Source organism: Cellulomonas fimi (genome assembly GCF_028583725.1).
GTDB lineage: Bacteria > Actinomycetota > Actinomycetes > Actinomycetales > Cellulomonadaceae > Cellulomonas > Cellulomonas fimi_B.
Genome location: NZ_CP110680.1, coordinates 321,394 through 341,284, shown reverse-complemented (window position 1 = coordinate 341,284; position 19,891 = coordinate 321,394). Strand labels below are relative to the sequence as shown.

The window sequence follows — 19,891 nt, the reverse complement described above, 5'->3', positions numbered from 1 at the left end:
GCCGGGCCGCGACGATCGACCATGTCGAAGGCCAAGGTCATCGTGCTGTCCGTCGTCGAGCAGGGCCTGACCAAGGCGGAGGCCGCCCGCCGGTTCGAGGTGTCATGGCAGTGGGTCCACACCCTCGTGCAGCGCTACGAAGCCGACGGCCTGGACGGTCTGGAGCCGCGCTCGAGACGCCCCCGCAGCAACCCGAACGCGACCAGCGAGCACGTGCGCACCCGGATCGTCGAGCTGCGCGAGAAGTTGACCGTCGACGGCCTGGACGCCGGCCCGGTGACCATCGCCTGGCACCTGGCCGCCGAAGGACTGGACCCGCCGGCGCCGTCCACCATCCGCCGCGTCCTGCACGCCGAGCAGCTCATCGTGTCCGAGCCGCGCAAACGCCCCCGCTCCTCGCTGCGCCGCTTCGCCGCCGAACAACCCAACGAGACCTGGCAGTCCGACTTCACCCACTGGCCCCTGGCCGACGGCACCGACACCGAGATCCTGAACTGGCTCGATGACCACTCCCGCTACCTGCTGGCCTGCACCGCCCACCCCCGCGTCACCGGCACACTCGTCGTCGAGACCTTCACGACCTGCATCAACGCCTACGGACCGCCCGCCTCCACGCTGACCGACAACGGCTCGGTCTACACCTCGAGGTTCACCGGCGGACGCAACGCGTTCGAGTACCTGCTGCACGCCCTGGGCATCCAGCAGAAGAACGGCCACCCGAACCACCCGCAGACCCAGGGCAAGATCGAACGCTTCCACCAGACCCTGAAGAACTGGCTCGCACACCAGCCACCAGCCGCCGACCTACCCGCGCTACAAGCCCAGCTCGATGCCTTCCGCGCGCTCTACAACACCGCCCGCCCGCACCGCGCCCTGGACCGAGCCACCCCGCACGACACCTACCACGCCCGCCCCAAGGCTCGACCAGCCGGCACCACCATCGCCGGGCACTACCGGCTGCGCTTCGACCACGTCGGCACGAACGGCAAGATCTCCCTGCGCCGCGCCGGTCGCATGCACCACCTCGGCATCGGCGCCGCCCACCGCGGCACCTCCGTCCTGGTCCTCATCGACGAGACCACAGCCACCGTCATCGCCCGACACACCGGCGAGATCCTGGCCACCTGCACCATCGACCCGACCCGCACCTACTGGCGCAACAACGAACGAGAGGCCGGCCGATGGCCGGGCTCTCCTCTATAAACGATGACGCGGGACATCTATCAACGATGTCCCGCGTCATCACACTGTGCGCCCGGAGGGACTCGAACCCCCAACCTTCTGATCCGTAGTCAGATGCTCTATCCATTGAGCTACGGGCGCGTGACCCTCGCGGGCCGTCCTGAACGATACAGGGACGACCGGCCAGTCCCCAAACCGGAACCACGTGACCCTCGGCACGCGACGTCGCTGCTGGCAGGATCGCGGCCATGACGAGCACCGGGCGACTGGGCACGGGCGGCGGACGGTTCGGCATGCGGGCCGACGTGCTGCGGCACGGCGACGGGCACGACGGCAGCCGCGTCGGGTACGTGGAGCTGTTCTTCGACCTCGTGTTCGTGTTCGCGGTGACGCAGCTGTCGCACCTGCTGATCGCGCACCCGGACGGCGAGCACCTGCTCCAGACGCTGATCCTCGGCTGGGCGATCTGGTGGCTGTGGATCGACACCACGTGGGTGACGAACTGGCTGGACCCCGAGCGGCTGCCGGTGCGGGCGATGCTCATCGTCCTCATGCTGCTGGGCCTGCTGATGTCGAGCGCGATCCCCGAGGCGTTCGGCGACAAGGCGCTGCTGTTCGCCGTCCCCTACGTGACGATCCAGGTCGGGCGGACCCTCTTCACGGCGTGGGCGATGGGGCGGCACTGGCCGGTCAACGCGGTGAACTTCGTGCGCATCACCGTGTGGTTGTCGGTGTCGGGCGTGTTCTGGGTCGCGGGCGCGCTGCTGGAGGAGCAGCGGCTGCTGCTGTGGGCTGTGGCGGCCGTGATCGACATGGCGGGACCGCGGTCGATGTTCTGGGTGCCGGGGATGCGCTCGACGAACGCGACGACGTGGGAGGTGCGCGGCGACCACATGGCCGAGCGCGTCGCGCTGTTCATGATCATCAGCCTGGGCGAGTCGATCATCGTCACGGGCACCGCGTTCGGGGACCTGCCGGTGACGCCGGTGACGGTCGTGGCGTTCCTCGCGGCGTTCACGTCGACCCTGCTCATGTGGCTGCTGTTCTTCGACCGGTCCGAGCGGCGTGCTGCGGAGTACTTCGCGTCGCGCGACGAGACGGGCATGGTCGCGCAGACCGCGTACACGAACGTGCCGTTCCTGCTGGTCATGGGCATCGTCGCGACCGCCGTCGCCGACGAGCTGGTGCTTCTGCACCCGGAGGGGCACCACGGCGCGACCGACGGCTGGACCGCGTGGATCATGTGCGGCGCGGCCGCCGTCTACCTGCTGGGCAACGCGCTGTTCCGACGCGCGACGGGCGGCCGCTGGTCCGTCTGGCACCTCGGTGGCGTCGTCGCGGCGCTCGCGCTCGTGCTGCTCGCGCCGGTCGCCACGCCGCTCACGCTGTCGTGGCTCGCGAACGGCGTGCTGCTCGCCGTGATCCTCGGTGACGTCGCCGTGGCCCGGCGCGCGCAGGCCGCCGCCCGGGCCCCCGAGGGCGACCGGGCGACGGCGTAGGCGTCCGTCAGGCCGCGTCGGCGACCCGCGGGAAGAGGCGGGCGACGAGGTCGTCGAGCGTCACGACGCCCGCGAACCGCGCACCGTCCCGCAGGACCGCGAGGTGCTGGCGCTGCTCGCGCATCTGCGTGAGCGCCTCGTAGACGGGCGTCGCCGCGTCGAGGGTCAGGACCGGACGGACGAGGTCGTCGACGGGCTCGTCGTCGCCGCGCACGAGGGTGTCGCGCACGTGCACGACACCGGTCAGGTCGTCCCGGCCGCCGACGAGCACCCGCAGGTGCCCGGTCGCCCGGGTCGCCGCCCGCACGTCCGCGGCGGTCGCGCCCGCCGGGACCGCGGTGGGGTCGCGGTCGGCGCGCGCGAGGTCCGCGACGGTGAGCGTCTGCAGGTCGAGCGCGCCCGTGACCTGCGCGGAGTAGGCGGCGTCGAGCGCGCCGACGTTCGCGGAGTGCTCGACGAGGTGACGCAGGTCGTCGGGGTTCTGCCCGCTCGCGACCGTGTCGGTCGGCTCGACGCCGACCTTGCGCAGGCACCAGTTCGCGGCCTCGTTGAGCCCGCGCAGCAGCGGCCGCGTCGCCCACATGAAGGCGCGCATCGGCAGCGCGAGGAGCGTCGCCGACGACTCGGGGTGCGCGATGGCCCACGACTTCGGCGCCATCTCCCCGACGACGAGGTGCAGGAACGTCACGACGACGAGCGCGAGCACGAACCCGGCGACGTCCGACACCCACGCGGCCAGGCCCCACGACTCGAACAGCGGGGTCAGCCAGTGGTGCACCGCCGGCTTGGTGATCGCGCCGAGCGCGAGGGTGCACGCGGTGATGCCGAGCTGCGCACCCGCGAGCAGGACGGTGAGCTCGCCGGACGAGCGCAGCGCGGCGCGCGCCGAGCGGCTCGTCGACGCGTCGTCCTCCAGACGGTGCCGCTTCGCGGCCAGCGACGCGAACTCGACCGCGACGAAGAACGCCGACAGCGCGATGAGCGCGACGGTCACGACGGCGACGACGAGCGGGCTCATCGGGCCTCCTCCGACGTCGCGGCCGCGATCTCGGCGGCGGTGGGCGGCGGCTCGGCGGGCACGGTCACGCGGACCGTCGCGGGGACGTGGCGGTCGACCTCGAGCACGTCGACGCGCATCCACACCTCCTCGACCCGGTCGGCGTGCGCGAGCTCCGCCGGGTCGGCGGGCAGCAGCACCAGCACGCTGGTCCCGACGGGCGGCAGCGCGCCGTGCGCCTCGATGACGAGACCCGCGATGGTCTCGACGTCGCCGCGCGGCAGGTCGCGGCCGATCGCGCGCTCGACCTCGTCGAGGTGCACGTCGCCGGGCATGACCCACGCACCGTCGTCGAGGACGGGCGCGGCGCCGGTGACCGGGTCGTGCTCGTCGGTGATCTCCCCGACGAGCTCCTCGGCGAGGTCCTCGACCGTGACGACGCCCGCGAGGCCGCCGTACTCGTCGAGCACGCACGCGAGCTGGTTCGTGCCGGACAGCGCGCGCAGCGCGTCAGGCAGGGCCATCGACGTGGGCACGAGGACCGGCGGGCGCAGCAGCGTCGCGACGGGGGTGTCGTCGGGCTCGGTCGTCGCCAGGACGTCCTGCAGGTGCACGACGCCGAGGACGTCCTCGTCGTCGGACACGACGGGGTAGCGCGAGTGGCCGGTGCTCATGCGCAGGCGCAGGTCGCCGACGGTGTCGTCGGGACGCACGACGTCGACGCGCGAGCGCGGCACCATCGCGTGCTCGACGTCGCGCTCGGGGAAGTCGAGGATGCGGTCGAGGAGCACGGAGAGCTCGGTCGGCAGGTCACCGGACTGCGCGGACTCGGCGACGATGTGCTCGAGGTCGCGGACGGTCGCGGAGTGCTCGACGTCGTGGACCGGCTCGATGCGCAGCAGGCGCAGGAGCGCGTTCGACGCGGAGTCGAACACGCGGATCAGCCAGCCCATCATGCGCAGGTAGAGCGTCGTCGACGCCGCGAGCGCGACCGCGACCGGCTCGGGGCGAGCGATCGCGAGGTTCTTCGGGAACAGCTCGCCGAACACCATCTGCACGAGCGTCGAGAACAGCAGCGCGAGCACCGTGCCGACCGCGATCCCGACGCCCGTCGGGACGCCGACGCCGCCCAGCGCCTCGCCGAGGGACTCGCCGATGAGCGGCTCCGCGACGTACCCGACGAGCAGGCCGGTGACGGTGATGCCGAGCTGCGCGCCCGACAGCATGAAGGACGTGCGCTTCGTGACCGCGAGCGCACGACGGGCCGCGGGGTCGCCGGCCGCGGTGCGCGCACCGAGGCGCGACCGGTCCACGGCCATGTACGCGAACTCCTGCGCCACGAACCAGCCCGTGGCCGCGGTGATCGCGAGCACCACGAGCATGCCGACGAGCAGGGACAGCACCCACATCTCAGTGCTCACCCACCCTCACCGGTCGTCGTCGTCGGTGGGGTGGGTAGGGACTACTGCCGCCGTCCATCTCTCTCCAGGTAGGGGACCCGTTCGACACACACCAACGCGCGTGTCGCCGCGGGAGTTCCTGGGGCGCGTGCGACCTGCGGCACATGGGAGCGACGGGCGCCCGTCAGTTGAGGCTGACCTCCACCGCGTCCCGCACGTCCTGCACCGCTCTCGTCGCGCTCGCGACGGGTCCGCCGACCGCGAGCCCGACCGCGACGAGCGCGGCCACACCGACGGCCGTCCAGCCCACCGGGGTGAGCGGCGGCGCACCCCGGAAGACCGCGTCCCGGTAGCCCCGCACGCCGCGCGCGACGAGACCGAGACCGAGCACGACCAGCACGATCGAGCCCGTGTCCACGATCGCGTGCGTCACGAGGCACAGCGCACCGGACAGCGCGAACGCCAGGAGCCCGCCGCCCACCTCGAACCACAGCGCGTTGCGGCGGCGCACGGCCGCCTCGTCGCGGCGGTTCTGCTGGTACGCCGCTCCCTGGGACACGGTGTCGGCGAGGTTCAGCGACTGCCCCAGGCGCGTGGGGACCTGGCCGAACGTGCTCGCGCCCCCGGTCTCCCAGGGCGGCACCGACGCGGTCGGGGCGGGCGCGAACGCGGGCTGAGCCGGCGAGGACGCGGGTCGGGCGGGCGCGACCGCGGGCGGCGCCGGCGAGAACGCAGGCTGCGAGGGCGTGAACGCGGGTCGAGCGGGCGTGGACGAGCGCTCCGCCGGTGCATGCGCGGCCGGCGTCGGCGTCCGCGCGGGTTCGGTGTGCGCCGGGTCGGGCGTCGTGTGCCCGGTCCACCGCGCCCCGTCGAACCAGCGGAGCTCGCCGTGCGTGCGGCCGTCCCGGTACCAGCCCGCCGGCGGGGAGGCGTCGTGCGTCACGCGAGGATCGTCGCAGCCGTCACCCGAGCGTGGCTGCGCCCTGCCGCGCCGTTCACCCGATCGCGAGGCCGGCGGTACGCGCCTCCGCGCGGATCAGCTCCAGGCTCGAGTCGAGGGTCCAGGACACGTCCGCGGCCCGACGCAGCGACCCGGTCACGTGCGCCGGCAGGTCCGCGTCGCCCTTGTACGCGAGCCGGTGCTCGAGGCGCGCCCACGCGTCCGCGGCGACCGTGCGGAGCTGGATCTCGACCGCGACGTGCTCGCGCCGGCCGCGGACGTCGACGGGCACCTCCACGACGAGGTGCAGCGCCCGGTACCCGCTCGCCTTCGGGCGCGCGAGGTAGTCCCGCTCGGACAGCAGCACGACGTCCCCCTGCGCGAGCAGCAGGTCGCGCACGCGGTACAGGTCCGACGCCACGTCGCACACGACGCGCACACCCGCGACGTCGAGGATCTGCGCACGGATCGCGTCGGGCGTGAGCGGGACGTCCTTGCGCCGCGCCTTCGCGAGGATCGACTCGACGGACTTGAGCCGCGTGCTGACGTGCGCGACCGGGTCCCCGGCCGCCTGGTGCCGCTGCCGGCCGCGCATCAGCGTGAGCTTCGCGGCGACGGTGTCGATCCCGGACCGGCCGAGCAGACGCAGGCGCTGCAGGTCCGGCGCGAGCTCGACGGCCGCCGGGTCGGGCAGGACGGTCGTCGTCGCCGCACCCACCGCGGCGTCGCGGCGGGCAGGCGACAGGTCCCCGGCGGGTCGTGGCGTCGGCACCGACCGGAGGCGGCGGACGCGCGGTGTCAGGGTGTGCGGGTGTCGTCCCGCGTGGGCGGGGGTGGTGCTCCACCGGTCGACGGTCTGGACGGACACGGGGTGTCTCCTCAGGCTGCGCTCGTGGCGGCCCGCATGTCCCGGGGCCGCACGAGTGCCATCCCACGCCGGCCGGACCCGCCCCGGCGGCGCGCGTGCGTGGAAACACGCAGACGTCCGCCGGAGAACCCGCACCGGCCGGCGCCGCAGTCCTGGCGGCAGCAGCCGTGACGCCACCACCGACCGTGCCGGCACACAGCAACGCCCGCCCGGAGGACCGGACGGGCGGCAGCCGCTCGAGCGTGCCGGTCACGAGGCCGGCGAGAGCGGAGACGGTGGGATTTGAACCCACGGAAGGGTTGCCCCTTCACGACCTTAGCAGGGTCGCGCACTAGACCTGGCTATGCGACGTCTCCAAGTGCAGCACAGGGTACCTGGCGCGCTGACCGGGCGGCAAAGCGTCCGCTGACCAGCGTCGGGACCGACGCGCGGACCCTGCTCAGCCGTGTGGGCGGCAGTGCCGATACTCCTCCTCGTGAGCACAACCTCCGGGACGCGGGGTCGACGACGGGCGCTCGTCGGACTCCTGGGCACCCTCGTCGTCGCCGCGGCCGCGGCGTGCGGGCCGATCGGCACGACGACGTCGACGGGGGGCGCGGCGGCTCCCCCGGACGCACCTCCCGGCGCGCTGCCCGGTGCGCCCACGGAGGGCTCCGGCGACGGAGGGCTCGACGCGGCGCAGGGGCAGACCGCGCTGGCCACGCTCGGGCTGCTCGAGGTCAAGGGGCGCGCGCCGAAGACCGGGTACGACCGCGACCTGTTCGCGTACCGGGAGGTCGACCTCGACGGCAACGGCTGCGACACCCGCAACGACGTCCTGCGACGCGACCTGACCGACGTCGTGCTCAAGCCGGGCACGCAGGACTGCGTCGTGCAGTCGGGCACGCTCGCCGACCCGTACTCGGGCACGTCGATCGCGTTCGTGCGCGGGGCGTCCACGTCGGCGGACGTGCAGGTCGACCACGTCGTCGCGCTGTCCGACGCGTGGCAGAAGGGTGCGCAGCAGCTCGACCGGGCGGCGCGCGAGCGGCTCGGCAACGACCCGCTCAACCTGCTCGCGGTGTCCGGCCCGCAGAACACGCAGAAGGGCGACGGTGACGCCGCGACGTGGCTGCCGCCGCACAAGGCGTTCCGGTGCGCGTACGTGGCGCGGCAGGTGGCCGTGAAGCACGCGTACGGCCTGTGGGTCACCGCCGCCGAGCGGGACGCGATCGCGGGGGTGCTCGCGTCGTGCCCGGACGAGCCGCTGCCCGCCGGTGCGACGTCGCCGCCCGTGGGCCAGGCGCCCGCACCCGTCGACCCCGCACCCGTCGAGCCCGCGCCCGCGGACCCCGCGCCTGCCGCGGGCGGCACGCCCGCCGACCCGGGCAACGCGCGGAACTGCGCGGACTTCGCGACCTGGGCCGAGGCGCAGGCGTGGTTCGAGACGTACCTGCCGCACTACGGGGACGTCGCGGAGCTCGACGGGGACGACAACGGCGTCGCGTGCGAGCGGCTGCCGGGCGCGCCCTGACGGTCGCCCAGGCGTCGTCGACGCTCGTCCTGACGCGTCAGCGCTCGAAGGCCCAGACACGGTCGGTGAGCATGCGCGCGACGGCGAGCCCGATGGACAGGGCGACGACGACGAGCGCGGCCTGGACGCCGTACGCGAGCGCGGCGGTCGTCTGCCCGTCGGACAGGTGGAAGACCGCCCGGTAGGCCGTCACGCCCGGGACCATGATGACGACGGCGGGCACCGAGATCGTGATGCGCGGGACGTGCAGGCGCGGTGCGACGACGGCCGCGAGGAGGCCCACCAGCAGCGCGACGAGCGCGGCGGCGGCCTGCACCACGACGCCCGCGTCGACGAGCTCGAGCCGCACGACGTTCGCGACCATGCCGACCGTCGCGGCGCCGACGGCCATGGGCCACGGGCTGTTGAACATGAGCGCGAACCCGAGGACGCCGAGGAACGACGCGACGAACCGGAGCGTGAGCAGCAGCGGTGTGTCGAGGCCGAGCGGCGGCGGCGGGTCGGGCTGCAGGCCGACGACGCTCGACACGGCCCACACCGCGAGCGCGGCGGACGTGAGGATCATGAGTGCGTACACGAGCCGCGCGACGCCCGCGGAGAAGTCGAGCTTCGCCAGGTCCAGGGCGCCCGTGACGAGCGCGAACCCGGGGATGAGGAACAGCACCGCGGAGACGTAGCCCGCCTCGTGCCGGACGCCGATCGCGCCGACCCCGTGCAGCACGGTGACGAACCCGAGGTACGTGAACGCCCCGAGCGCGGCCGCGAGCATCGTCACGCCGAACTGGTTATAGCCGCGGTGCAGCAGCGCCCGGCGCAGCGCCTGCCCGAGCGACGCCCCGACGAGCACGCCGACCACCTCGACCGGCCCGCCGTTGTTGAGGAACGCGAACGCGGCGCACGCGATCCCGGACCACAGCGCGTTGAGCAGCGCCGGGTACAGGGGCTTGCGGGCGGCGATGTCGTCGAGCTCGGCGGTGGCCTCCTCGACGGTCGTCTCGACGCCGTCGCGGAGCTTGCGGCCCTCCAGCCGGGACACGAGCGCCTCGAGGCGGGACAGCCGGTCGGCGTTGATGCCGACGGACCGGACCTCCGCGACCTCCGTGCGGAACGACCGGCCGCGGTGCGACGTCGTCGTGATCTCCGTGAGCGTCACGTGCGCCTCGTGCCGGTCGATGCCGAGCGCACGGGCCATGCGGGCCATCGACGCCTTCACGCGGTAGGACCCGGTCCCCGCCGACAGGCTCAGGCGGCCGACGCGCAGCGCGACGCCCGAGCGGCGGATGAGCTCGAGCTCGTCGTCGTCGGGTTCGGTCGGCACGAGGCCCATCATCGCGGGTCAGGGACCCCTGGTCGCCCGGGACCGTCGTCCCGGGACCGGGTGTCGGGGGTGTGCCGCTCGTCACCGGTCGGCCGCCAGCCGTCCGGGCTCGCGGCCGCGACCGCGCCCCGGTGCGCGACGAGCGCCACGGCGAGCCCGACCGCGAGCGCCGTCGCGTGCCCGACGTCGGTGAACGACCGCAGCCAGATCCCGGGCAGCACCCACACGGCCACGAGCACCCCGAGGTACCACCACCGCCACCGTCGGGGCACGCGCGCGACGAGCGCGCCGGACACGCACGCCAGCACGTAGCTGACGCCGACGTCGTCGGCCCCGGCCAGTCCCGGCGAGAACCACCCGCGCGCGATGCCGGTCGTCAGCACCGCCCCCACGACGAGCGACGCGACGACCTGCCCCGCGGCCATCACGACGAGCGTCGCGCCGCGCCCGAGCCAGCGCTGGACGTAGGCCACGGCGACGACGAGCGCGACGACGAGCACGAGGTTCGACGGGTGCGGCAGCACCAGGCCGCTGAGGACGAGCGACTCGACGGGACGCTCGCGCATGTTGTCGAGGTTGCCGGACGCGTGCGCGGTGACCGCGTCGACCGTCGCGTCGGGGAGGAACGCCATGACGAGCGCACCGGCCGTGACGAGGCCGCCGTAGACGAGCGCGACGTCCGAGCGTCGCACCGTCCGGCCGACGTCCCGCAGCACCCGCCCGGCGGCCTCCCGGCGCGCACGCCTGTGCTCGGTCACGCGGGGCTCGTCACGCCCGCGCGCGCTCGCCGGCCGCCGCCTTCACGGCGACCTCCTCGACGCGCGCCGCGCGCGTCGCCGGCCGCTTCGCGTCGACGAGCCAGACCAGGTGCAGGCGCTTGACCGACCGCGGGAACGCGTCCCACGTCTCGCGCGCGCCGGGGTGCGCGTCGAACGCCGCGGCCAGGTCGGGCGGGACGACGAGCGCCTCGACGTCGTCGAGCAGCGTCCAGGACCCGTCGGCCTTCGCGGCCTCGACGACGGCCCTGCCCGCCGGCAGCATCCGCCCCTCGGCCTCGAGCCGGACCAGCCGCTCCTTGTTGGTGCGCGCCCACCCCGACCCGGGCTTCCGCGGGCAGAACCACTGCGCGGTCCGCTCGTCGTCGAGCGACCGCTGCGTCGCGTCGATCCAGCCGACGGTCAGCGCCTCCTCGACGGCGGCCTCGTACGGCACGGCGGGCCGGCCCGTCGACCGCCGCCACGACACGAGCCACACGCCGGTCTCCGCCGCGTGGTGCGCGACGAGCCAGTCGCGCCACTCCTCGACCGTCTCGACGTGCAGCTGCGGCGCGTCCTTCTGACCCGTCATGGGGCCGATTGTCCCCTCCCGGTCCGACACCGGCACGGCTACCGTGACGGGCATGCTGCTGGCGGAGGAGACGTTGCTGCTGCTCACCGACCCGGTGAGCGGCCGTGCGCTCACCTCGGGCGAGCGCGTCGGCCTCGCGGCCGCCGGGGCGGTCCTCGTCGAGCTCGTGCTCTCCGGGCACGTCGAGGTCGCGGGGAAGGGCCACCCGCTCGCGGCACCCGGCCGTGTCGTCGTGCGCCCGGTGCCCGCGACCGGGGACGCGGTCCTCGACGAGTCGCTGCACCGCCTCGCGCTGGACGCGCGCCCGCGCAAGCCGCAAGACGTCCTGCCGCGGCTCGCGAAGGGCCTGCGCGACGCGCTGCACGACCGGCTCGCGACCGCACGCGTCCTGCGGGCGGAGCCCGTGCGCGCGCTCGGCATCACCTGGAGCACCCGCTGGCCCGCCGTCGACCCCGCCGGGGAGCCCGCGCGGCTGCGCGCCCGCGTGCGCGACGTCATCGTCGGCTCGCGCGCGCCCGACGCGCGCGACGCGACCCTCGTCGCCGTCGTGCACGCCGTCGGCCGGGTGCCGGACGTCGTCGGGGACGTCGGGCTGTCCCGCTCCGAGGTGCGGCGCCGTGCGAAGGCGGTCGCCGACGGTCAGGTCGGGGGCGAGGCGGTGCGCCGCGCGATCGCCGCCGCGGAGAGCGTCACGGCCGCCCTGGCCGCAGCCACGGCCGCGTCGATCGCGGTGACGTCGTCGAACGGCTGACCGCGGGCGAGCGGCCGCCTCAGGAGCCGTCGAGGTCGGCCAGCGCGCCCTCCGCGCGCTCGAGCGCGTGGGCGGCGTCCGACGCGGCCCGCTCGGCGCGGCGCAGGTCCCGCTGGGCGGACGTGACGTCCTTCTCGCGCGTGTGCAGGCTCGACGCCGCACGGCTCTCGGCCTCGTCGGCGCGGGTGAGCGCCTTCTGCGCGGCCGCGAGCCGGTGCCGCAGGTCGACGAGCGCGGCGTTGAGGTCGTCGACCTCCTGCCGGGCGTCCGACGCGGCGGTCTCGGCGTCGGCGGCGGCCTGCTGCTGCGCGTCCCGCTCACGGGTCGCGTCGTCGAGCTGCTCGCGGGCGGTGCGCAGCGCGTCGGCGGCCTCGTCCCGCGCGCGGCGGGCGGACGCGACCGCCTCCTCGCGCTCGCGGCGACGGCGCCGGTCGGCGGCGGACTCGCGCGGCTCGGGCGGCTGCGCGGGCTCGGGCGGCTCGACGACCCGCAGGTGCGCGCGGCTGCGTGACGTGGTCGTCCGCGGGGTCTCGTCGCTCGCGCGCGAGGCCGGGGCGCGGGACGGTCGCGCCGGCGCCGCGGCCGGCTCGCCCGACGCGATCCCACCGAACCCCACGAACTCCCGGCCCGCGGTGAGGCGGCCCGACGTGACGTCGCGCGCGACCTCCGGGTCGGCGAGCGCGGCGGTCAGCGTCGCGTCCACCTCCTGCGCGACGGCGTCGCCGACCTTGTGCCCGGCCTGCCTGCCGAGCGCCTTCGCGCGGCCGACCAGCGACGTCACGAGCGCGCGCCGCTGCCGCGACAGGTCGCGCAGGCCCGCGCCGTCGAGCGTGCGCTCGGCCTCGCGCAGGCTGTCGCCGAGCGTCACGAGCTGCTCGTCGAGCCCGGGCACGTCGCGCAGCAGCGCGTTGACCAGCCACGCGGCGACGGTCGGCTTGCGCAGCGCGGAGATCTCGGCGGCGAGGTCGCGGTCGCCCGCCGCACGCGCGTCCTTCGCGGCGGCGTCGCGGCGTGCGACGAACTGGTCGGGCGGCGCGCCGTACAGGTCGTCGGCGACGTCGTCGAGGTCCACCGGTCAGCCCTCGGCGCGCGCGTCGGCGTCGCCGGCGCCGGCCGGCGCGGCCGGCTGGTCGGCGAGCGCGAAACGGACCCGGCGACGGGCGGTCGACGCCTCGGCCAGCCGGACCCGCACGTGCTCGCCCACGGGCAGCGCGGTGCCCTCGACGCGCGCCCGCACGACCGGGTCGCGCAGCTGCACGACTCCCGAGGTGCGGTCGTCGTGCGCGTCCACCACGACCCCGTCGAACACGTCGCCGACCCGGCCGGTGAGCAGCGCCGCCTCCAGCAGGTCGAGGCAGCCGCGCTCGTACTCGTTGGCGCGGCGGTCACCGCCGGCCATGAGCGCCGGGACGTCGGGCAGCGCGGACCGCACCCACTCCGGCACGTCCTGCCCGGCGACCAGCGCGACGCACGTCTCGCCGACGAACCGGTCGACGAGGCGCCGCAGCGGTGCCGTCGTGTGCGCGTACGGGGCCGCGAGCGCGGCGTGCTGGGCCTGCTCCGGCACCGTGCCGTCGAACGCCACGTAGGCCGCGCCGCGCAGCAGGGTCGTCGCCTCCGTGAGCAGCGCGGCGTGCGCGGGGACGGCGGCGTCGAGCCCCCGGACGACGTCGCCGACCGGCGCGCCGTCGGGCCACGGCACGTCGAGCGCGTCCGCGGCCCGGCGCAGACGGGCCACGTCGCGCGGGTCGGCGGGCGGCAGGGTGCGCAGCACACCGATGCGTCCGTCGAGCATGAGCTGCGCCGCGCAGAGGCCCGTGAGCAGCGAGATCTGCGCGTTCCACTCCTCGGCGTCGAGCGTCGCGCGGCTCACCAGCGCCCAGTGCCCGTCGACCCGCTGGACCTCCTGCTCGGGCGTCGGCAGAGTGATGCCCCCGCGCGCCCGCTCGGCGTCCTGCCGCAGGCGCCCGACGTCCCGCAGCAGGGCGAGGGTCCCGTCCGCGGTGCCGTCGTCGTACGCCCGCTGGACCTCGTCGTACGTGAGCTGGGCGCGCGAGCGGACGCGTGCCCGCCGCACGTCGACGGCCGTCGGGGCGCCGTCGGCGTCGAGGTCGACCGTCCAGAGCAGCGCGGGCACGTCCTGGTCCGGCAGCAGGCTGGCGGACCCCTCGGACAGCGCGGGCGGGTGCAGCGGGGTGCGGCCGTCGGGCGCGTAGAGGGTGACGACGCGACGTCGCGCCTCGGCGTCGACGGCGCCGCCCGGGCGCACCCACGACGCGACGTCGGCGATCGCGTACCGCACGCGGAAGCCGGTGCCGCGCCGCTCGATGTGCACCGCCTGGTCGAGGTCACGCGAGCCGGGCGGGTCGATCGTCACGAACGGCACGTCGGTCGCGTCCGGGAGGTCGGCGAGCGGTCCCGCGGTGGACGCGGACTGCGCCTCCGCGACCACGTCGGCCGGGAACGCGTCGGGCACCCCGAGCTCGTCGCGCAGGTCGGCCAGGCCACGCTCGACGTCGGCGTCGACCGCGTCCGCGGGCCGAGCGGCGAGGGACGGCGGGACGAGGTGGACGCGACGTCGGGGCACCTCGCGAGCGTAGGACGGTCGCGCGCGCGGCGCAGCGCCGCCGGGCGGTGACCTGCGGCGACGGGCGGCCGGGGGCGGCGCCCGGGAGCGTGACGTCGACCCGTGCGGGCCCTAGGCTGCCCGCCATGACGGCGCGCGCGGTGCGGGTGCGGGCGGGACGGGCGTGAGCCGCTCGCCGGTCTCCTCCGCACGCCCGGCGGGCCTGCGGGGACTCGCCGGACGAGCCGCGCTCGGCCTCCTCCGGGCGTCGCTGCTGGTGAGCCCGCGTCCGACGGTGCTGCTCGTGCGCCGCCAGTTCGCGCGGGGCGTCGTCGACCGCACGGCCCGGCTCGACGCGCTCGGCCCGGCGGACGTCACCGCCGTCCTCGACGAGCGCTACGGGCCCGGCGACGACGAGGTCCTCGACGTGTTCCACCCGGCCGGTGCCACCGGCTCCCTGCCGACGGTCGTCTGGACCCACGGCGGCGCGTTCGTCGGCGGGACCAAGGACGAGCTGCGCGGCTGGTTCCGGATGCTCGCGAGCCACGGTGTCACGGTCGTCGCACCCCGCTACACGCGCGCACCCGAGGCGCGGTACCCGACGCCCGTCCGCCAGGTCGCCGACGCGCTGCGCCACGTGCAGGAGCACGCCGCGCGGTTCCACGTGGAACCGTCGCGGCTCGTGCTCGCGGGCGACTCGGCCGGCGCGCAGATCAGCGCGCAGGTCGCGACGCTCACGACGGTGCCGTCGTACGCGCGCTCGCTCGGCGTCGAGCCGACCGTGCACCCCGCGCAGCTGCGGGGCGTCGTGCTGTGCTGCGGCGTCTTCGACCTCGCGCAGCTCGACCCGCGGTCTCCGCTGCGCGACGTGCTGCGGGCGTGCGGCTGGGCGTACAGCGGCGACCGGCACTTCCTCGACGACGAGGCGTTCCTCTCGTCGATGTCCGTCGGCCGGCACGTCACCGCGGCCTTCCCGTCGACGTTCGTGACCGTCGGCAACGCCGACCCGCTGCGCGTCCAGTCGGTGACCCTCGCGGCGACCCTCCAGGGCCACGGCGTCGACGTCGAGACGCTGTTCTTCCCCGACGACCACGAGCCGGCGCTGCCGCACGAGTACCAGTTCGAGCCCGACACGGCCGACGGTGCCGTCGCGCTCGACCGCATCCTGCACTTCGTGCGCCGCTGCACGGCCTGACACCGCGACCGCCGGGGCGAGGCGCGTCCGGCCCGCGCCCACCCGCGACCACGACGGGGCCTCCCCACGCCGCACCGCCCGGTCGCCCGCACGGGCGACGTCGCCCGCTCCGGTTGCAGCACCGACCTCCGCGCCGCACGATCACGTCGCCACCGACCGCGCCACCCGCACCGTCCCGAGCCCGTCCCGCCCACCCGCACCAGCCCACCGCCCCGCACCAGCCACGCCGACCCGCACCAGCCACACCGACCCGCACCAGCCACCTCGACCGGAGGGCCGTCCGACGATCCCCGTGCTGCTCGACCCCGTCCCGCGCGAGCGGACCGCCCGGGGCGCCGACGTCGACGTCCCGCGGACCGTCGACGCCGCGCTCGCCGCCGTGCGCACGTGGTCCGACGACCTGGTCCCCGGTGCGGGCGGAACCCGGCGGCTGTGGGAGCTGCTCGCCACGCTCGCGGCGGCCGACCTCTCCGTCGCGCGGGCCGTCGAGCCGCACCTCGACGCGCGCGCGATCCTCGCCCAGGCGCAGGCCCGTCCCACGGTCGTCGACGACAGCGCGACGTGGGGCGTGTTCGCCGCGGAGGGTCCCGGCGTCCGGCTCGACGCCGTCGAGGACGCCGACGGGTGGCGGCTGCGCGGGGTCAAGCCATGGTGCTCGCTCGCGGACCGGCTCGACGCGGCGCTCGTCACCGCGCACCTGCCCGACGGTGGCCGGGGCCTGTTCGCCGTCGCGCTGCGCGGTCCCGGCGTGACGCCCGGTGACGATCCGTGGGCCGCGCGCGGGCTCGTCGAGATCCCCAGCACGTCCGTCCGGTTCGACGACGTGCCCGCCCAGCCCGTCGGTGCACCCGGCTGGTACCTGACGCGCCCGGGGTTCTGGTGGGGCGGGATCGGCGTGGCCGCGTGCTGGTACGGCGGCGCGGTCGGGCTCGCGCGGCGTCTGCTCGACGGGGTGCGCGGCGCCGACACGCCCCTGCTGCACCTGCACCTCGGCGCGGTCGACGAGGGCCTGCAGTCCGCGCGGCGCGCGCTCGCCGAGGCCGCTGCGCTCGTCGACGCGGGCACGCTCGACGCCGACGACGGCCGCCTCCTCGCCAAGCGCGTCCGCGGCACCGTCGCACGCGTCTGCGAGGACGTGCTCACGCGCGTCGGGCACGCGCTCGGCCCGGCGCCGCTCGCGCTCGAGCCCGAGCACGCCAAGCGCGTCGCGGACCTGCAGGTCTACGTGCGGCAGCACCACGCGGAGCGGGACGACGCGTCGCTCGGAGCCGCGCTGGCCGCGCGCGGGGGGTCCCCGTGGTGACGCGGGGCAGCACCGCCGTCGCGCCGACCGGGGGCACGTCGGGCGCGGGTGCGACTGACGCGGGCATGACCAACGCGGGTGCGACTGACGCGGGCACGACCAACGCGGGTGCGACTGACGCGGGCACGACCAACGCGGGCACGACCAACCCGGGCAAGAACCGCGCGGGCACGACCAGGGCGGGCACGTCCGACGCCGCCACGACCGGCGCGGGCTCGCCCGCTGCCGTGGTCGGCGGCCGGGTCGCGTTCGAGGGCCGCGACGCCCCGGCGGCCCCCGCCGACGCCTGGGCGGCCGACCCCCGCTGGCCCGACCTGCCCGCGCTCGCGCTCCCGACCGGTCGGACGGTCGTCGTCGCTGCGCACGCGGACGACGAGTCGCTCGCCGTCGGCGGCCTCGTCGCCGAGCTCGCCGCGCGGGGCAACCCGCCGGAGGTCGTGGTCCTCACGGACGGCGCGGCGTCGCACCCCGGCTCACCGACGCACGCCCCCGCGGCGCTCGTCGAGCGGCGCGCCGCCGAGGTCCGGGCGGCCGTCGCGATCCTGTCGCCGGCGTCGCCCGTGACGCTGCTCGGACATCCCGACGGCGGCCTGCGCGAGGTGCGCGACGCCGTCCGGGACGACCTGCGCCGCGTGCTCGGCACCGACTCGGTCGACACGCTCGTCGTGCCGTGGCGCGGCGACGGCCACCGCGACCACCGCGTCGCGGGCGAGATCGGGGCGGCGCTGGCGGCCGAGACCGGCGCGCGCCTCGTCGAGTACCCGCTGTGGATGTGGCAGTGGGCGACGCCCGACGACCCGCGCGTGCCGTGGGACCGCCTGCGCGTCGTCGACCTCGCGGACGCGTCCGTCGTCCGGCGTCACCGGGCCGTCGCGGCCCACCGCTCGCAGGTGCACCCGCTGTCCGACGACCCGCGCGACGCGGCCGTCGTGCACCCCGCCCTGGTGGCCGCGCTCGACCGGGACGTCGACGTGCTCGTCGTCGACGACGACGCGACGCCCGCGACGCTGCGGCAGGACTTCTTCGACGCGACGTACGCGCGCCGCGACGACCCGTGGGGCTTCGAGGACCGCTGGTACGAGGAGCGCAAGCGGGCGGTCACGCTCGCGGCGCTGCCCGCGGCACGGCACGGTCGCGTGCTGGAGGTCGGCTGCTCGATCGGCGTCCTCACCGCCGCGCTCGCGGAGCGCTGCGACACGCTGCTGGCCGTCGACGTCGCACCCGCCGCGGTCGCGCGGGCGCGCGAGCGGGTCGCGGGCGCCCCGCACGTCCGCGTGGAGGTCGGCGACGTCGCCGCGCGCGTCCCGGACGGTCCGTGGGACCTCGTCGTGCTGTCCGAGGTCGGGTACTACCTGTCCCGCGCGGACCTCGTCCGCACCGCCCGCGCCCTGCGGGCCTCGCTCGCGCCCGGCGGCACCGTCGTGGCCGTGCACTGGCGGCACCCCGTCGCCGACTACCCCCTGACCGGCGACGAGGTGCACCGCGTGCTGCGACGCACGCTCGACCTCGCCCCGCTGGTCCGTCACGAGGAGGCCGACTTCGTGCTCGACGTGCTCGCCGCAGACCCCCGGTCCGTGGCCCGACGGACGGGGCTCCTGTGAGCGTCCGGCACGTCGCGGTCGTCGTCCCCGCGCGTGACGAGGAGGACCTGGTCGGACGCTGCCTCGCGTCGGTGTCCGCGGCCGCGCACCGGCTCCCGGCCGACGTGCGCGTCGACGTGGTCGTGGTGCTCGACGGGTGCCGTGACGGCACGGCGGACGTCGTCGCGTGCTTCCCCGCGGTCCGCACGGTCGTCACGCGCGGCGGCAACGTCGGCCGGGCGCGCGCGGCCGGGGTCCGGTCGGCGCTGGACCGCGTCCGCGGCGACCTCGCCGACGTGTGGGTCGCGTGCACGGACGCCGACTCGGAGGTGCCCGACGGCTGGCTCGTCGAGCAGCTCCGGCTCGCCGACGAGGGCGCGGACGTCGTCGTCGGGACGGTCCGGCCGGACCCGCGGGACCTGCTGCCGGAGGAGGTCGTCCGGTGGCAGCGCACGCGCGTGCCCGGCCGGCCGAACGGTCACGTGCACGGCGCCAACCTGGGCGTCCGCGCGAGCGCGTACGTGGCCGCGGGCGGCTTCGCGCCGCGGCGGGAGCACGAGGACGTCGGGCTGGTCGCCGCGCTGCACGCCGCGGGGGCGACGATCGTGGCGTCGGACGTGGTCGACGTGCTGACCTCCGGGCGGCGTGCCGGGCGGTCGCCGGGCGGGTACGCGGGCTACCTCGCCGAGCACTTCCCCCGGCCCGCACCGGCGACGGACGGTCCGTCGCCCGCGCCCGCACGCGGCCCGGCGGCCCTGGTCGCGGCCGACTGAGCCGGCCCTCCGGACGACCTCCCGACGGCGACCGGCCGGGCGGGCGCTCGCGTCAGACCTCCGGTCGTGCCTCGTGGCCCGGGCGGCCGTGCGTGCGGTTCCGCTCCTTGAGCTGCGCCTCGTAGACGTGCCGCCTTCCGCCCATGAGGCGCTCGCGCGTGCGGCGCTCGGCGTCGGCGAACGTCCGGTAGTAGCCGTCGTCGAACTCCTCGACGACCTGGAACGTCCACCGGCCGTCGAGGACGTTGCGTCCGACGACCTCGGCGCGGAGCTCGTCGGCGACGTCGGGATGGCCCGCGTCGGCGAGCCGGTCGAGCGCGTCGGCGAGCTCGGCGTCGGCGCGGCCGACGAGGCGGTGGAAGGCGTAGAGCATGCCGCGCGCGTGCTCGATGACCTCGAACGCGGCGGTCACGCCGCCGACCGCCTCGACGACGGCGTCGCTGACGCCGGGCGGGGGCAGGTGGTCGTCGGTCGGGCGGTCGGGGGTGCGGCTGTCGGTCGCGTCGCTCATCGCCCCATCGTCCGTGGCGTCCGGCCGGCCCGCCCGTCGGGCGGGCGACGCACCCGGCCGGTCCGGTCCGCGCGACGACGACGGGCCACGGCGCGTCGTACCCGCGCCGCGACCCGTCGTCCGGGGTGGCCCGGGGTGGTCCGGGCGG

At 76.0% G+C, this 19,891-nt stretch carries 18 protein-coding genes and 2 tRNA genes; 8 read left to right on the top strand and 12 right to left on the bottom strand.

Annotated elements, in window-relative coordinates; genetic code table 11:
- The first annotated feature begins 21 nt into the window (after window positions 1-21).
- Entirely contained in the window at window positions 22-1,203 is a 1,182-nt protein-coding gene (locus tag OOT42_RS01595) for an IS481 family transposase (RefSeq protein ID WP_273653218.1), read from the top strand.
- 47 nt (window positions 1,204-1,250) lie between these two features.
- Here the strand turns inward: OOT42_RS01595 and OOT42_RS01590 are convergent.
- A tRNA-Arg gene (locus OOT42_RS01590) sits at window positions 1,251-1,323 on the bottom strand.
- Between the two features lie 107 nt (window positions 1,324-1,430).
- Here OOT42_RS01590 and OOT42_RS01585 point away from each other — a divergent pair.
- Entirely contained in the window at window positions 1,431-2,681 is a 1,251-nt protein-coding gene (locus OOT42_RS01585; protein ID WP_273653217.1) for a low temperature requirement protein A, read from the top strand.
- Window positions 2,682-2,688: 7 nt separating this feature from the next.
- Here the strand turns inward: OOT42_RS01585 and OOT42_RS01580 are convergent, their stop codons facing one another.
- The 5 genes from OOT42_RS01580 to OOT42_RS01560 all read right to left on the bottom strand — a co-directional run bounded on the left by OOT42_RS01580 (window position 2,689) and on the right by OOT42_RS01560 (window position 7,242).
- Window positions 2,689-3,699 (bottom strand): hemolysin family protein, encoded by a 1,011-nt coding sequence (locus OOT42_RS01580; protein ID WP_273653216.1) that lies wholly within the window; start codon window positions 3,697-3,699, stop codon window positions 2,689-2,691.
- On the bottom strand, window positions 3,696-5,087 hold the full coding sequence (locus OOT42_RS01575) for a hemolysin family protein (protein WP_273654759.1): 1,392 nt from the start codon (window positions 5,085-5,087) through the stop codon (window positions 3,696-3,698). The genes OOT42_RS01580 and OOT42_RS01575 overlap by 4 nt, the downstream gene beginning before the upstream one ends.
- A gap of 175 nt (window positions 5,088-5,262) precedes the next feature.
- Window positions 5,263-6,021: a DUF2510 domain-containing protein gene (locus tag OOT42_RS01570; RefSeq protein WP_273653215.1), complete on the bottom strand. Its 759-nt coding sequence runs from the start codon at window positions 6,019-6,021 to the stop codon at window positions 5,263-5,265.
- A gap of 52 nt (window positions 6,022-6,073) precedes the next feature.
- A complete protein-coding gene (locus tag OOT42_RS01565) occupies window positions 6,074-6,886 on the bottom strand; it encodes a GTP pyrophosphokinase (protein WP_273653214.1) in 813 nt (270 codons plus the stop codon).
- A 267-nt stretch (window positions 6,887-7,153) separates the two neighbouring features.
- Window positions 7,154-7,242, bottom strand: a tRNA-Ser gene (locus OOT42_RS01560).
- 119 nt (window positions 7,243-7,361) lie between these two features.
- On the opposite strand from OOT42_RS01560, the gene OOT42_RS01555 reads away from it, so the two are divergent.
- A complete protein-coding gene (locus OOT42_RS01555) occupies window positions 7,362-8,399 on the top strand; it encodes a GmrSD restriction endonuclease domain-containing protein (RefSeq protein ID WP_273653213.1) in 1,038 nt (345 codons plus the stop codon).
- Between the two features lie 37 nt (window positions 8,400-8,436).
- Here the strand turns inward: OOT42_RS01555 and OOT42_RS01550 are convergent, their stop codons facing one another.
- From OOT42_RS01550 to OOT42_RS01540, 3 genes are read right to left on the bottom strand one after another with little or no spacing between them, the layout of a single operon-like run.
- On the bottom strand, window positions 8,437-9,726 hold the full coding sequence (locus OOT42_RS01550) for a threonine/serine ThrE exporter family protein (protein ID WP_273654758.1): 1,290 nt from the start codon (window positions 9,724-9,726) through the stop codon (window positions 8,437-8,439).
- The gene (locus tag OOT42_RS01545) at window positions 9,726-10,475 is read right to left on the bottom strand and encodes a rhomboid-like protein (protein ID WP_273653212.1); all 750 of its coding nucleotides are present in this window, start codon (window positions 10,473-10,475) and stop codon (window positions 9,726-9,728) included. The genes OOT42_RS01550 and OOT42_RS01545 overlap by 1 nt, the downstream gene beginning before the upstream one ends.
- 10 nt (window positions 10,476-10,485) lie before the next feature.
- A complete protein-coding gene (locus tag OOT42_RS01540; RefSeq protein ID WP_273653211.1) occupies window positions 10,486-11,064 on the bottom strand; it encodes a YdeI/OmpD-associated family protein in 579 nt (192 codons plus the stop codon).
- Between the two features lie 52 nt (window positions 11,065-11,116).
- Here OOT42_RS01540 and OOT42_RS01535 point away from each other — a divergent pair, with 52 nt between their 5' ends.
- Window positions 11,117-11,815 carry a GOLPH3/VPS74 family protein gene (locus OOT42_RS01535; RefSeq protein WP_273653210.1) on the top strand — a complete coding sequence of 233 codons (699 nt, stop codon included), beginning with the start codon at window positions 11,117-11,119 and terminating at the stop codon, window positions 11,813-11,815.
- A gap of 19 nt (window positions 11,816-11,834) precedes the next feature.
- Here OOT42_RS01535 and OOT42_RS01530 read toward each other — a convergent pair whose 3' ends face one another.
- Both OOT42_RS01530 and OOT42_RS01525 read right to left on the bottom strand, forming a co-directional pair.
- Window positions 11,835-12,887, bottom strand: a complete 1,053-nt coding sequence (locus OOT42_RS01530) for a hypothetical protein (RefSeq protein ID WP_273653209.1) — start codon at window positions 12,885-12,887, stop codon at window positions 11,835-11,837.
- Between the two features lie 3 nt (window positions 12,888-12,890).
- Complete coding sequence (locus tag OOT42_RS01525) at window positions 12,891-14,402, bottom strand: RNB domain-containing ribonuclease (RefSeq protein ID WP_273653208.1); 1,512 nt, start codon at window positions 14,400-14,402, stop codon at window positions 12,891-12,893.
- Window positions 14,403-14,565: 163 nt separating this feature from the next.
- Between OOT42_RS01525 and OOT42_RS01520 the strand changes: the two genes are divergently transcribed.
- From OOT42_RS01520 to OOT42_RS01505, 4 genes are all read left to right on the top strand, one after another.
- Window positions 14,566-15,576, top strand: a complete 1,011-nt coding sequence (locus OOT42_RS01520; RefSeq protein WP_273653207.1) for an alpha/beta hydrolase — start codon at window positions 14,566-14,568, stop codon at window positions 15,574-15,576.
- A 292-nt stretch (window positions 15,577-15,868) separates the two neighbouring features.
- Complete coding sequence (locus OOT42_RS01515) at window positions 15,869-16,879, top strand: acyl-CoA dehydrogenase (protein WP_273653206.1); 1,011 nt, start codon at window positions 15,869-15,871, stop codon at window positions 16,877-16,879.
- Between the two features lie 65 nt (window positions 16,880-16,944).
- Window positions 16,945-18,480 carry a PIG-L family deacetylase gene (locus OOT42_RS01510; protein WP_273653205.1) on the top strand — a complete coding sequence of 512 codons (1,536 nt, stop codon included), beginning with the start codon at window positions 16,945-16,947 and terminating at the stop codon, window positions 18,478-18,480.
- Window positions 18,477-19,232 (top strand): glycosyltransferase, encoded by a 756-nt coding sequence (locus tag OOT42_RS01505; protein WP_273653204.1) that lies wholly within the window; start codon window positions 18,477-18,479, stop codon window positions 19,230-19,232. Before OOT42_RS01510 ends, OOT42_RS01505 begins: the two co-directional genes overlap by 4 nt.
- Window positions 19,233-19,284: 52 nt before the next feature.
- Here OOT42_RS01505 and OOT42_RS01500 read toward each other — a convergent pair whose 3' ends face one another.
- A complete protein-coding gene (locus tag OOT42_RS01500) occupies window positions 19,285-19,743 on the bottom strand; it encodes a hypothetical protein (RefSeq protein ID WP_273653203.1) in 459 nt (152 codons plus the stop codon).
- Window positions 19,744-19,891 lie beyond the last annotated feature (148 nt).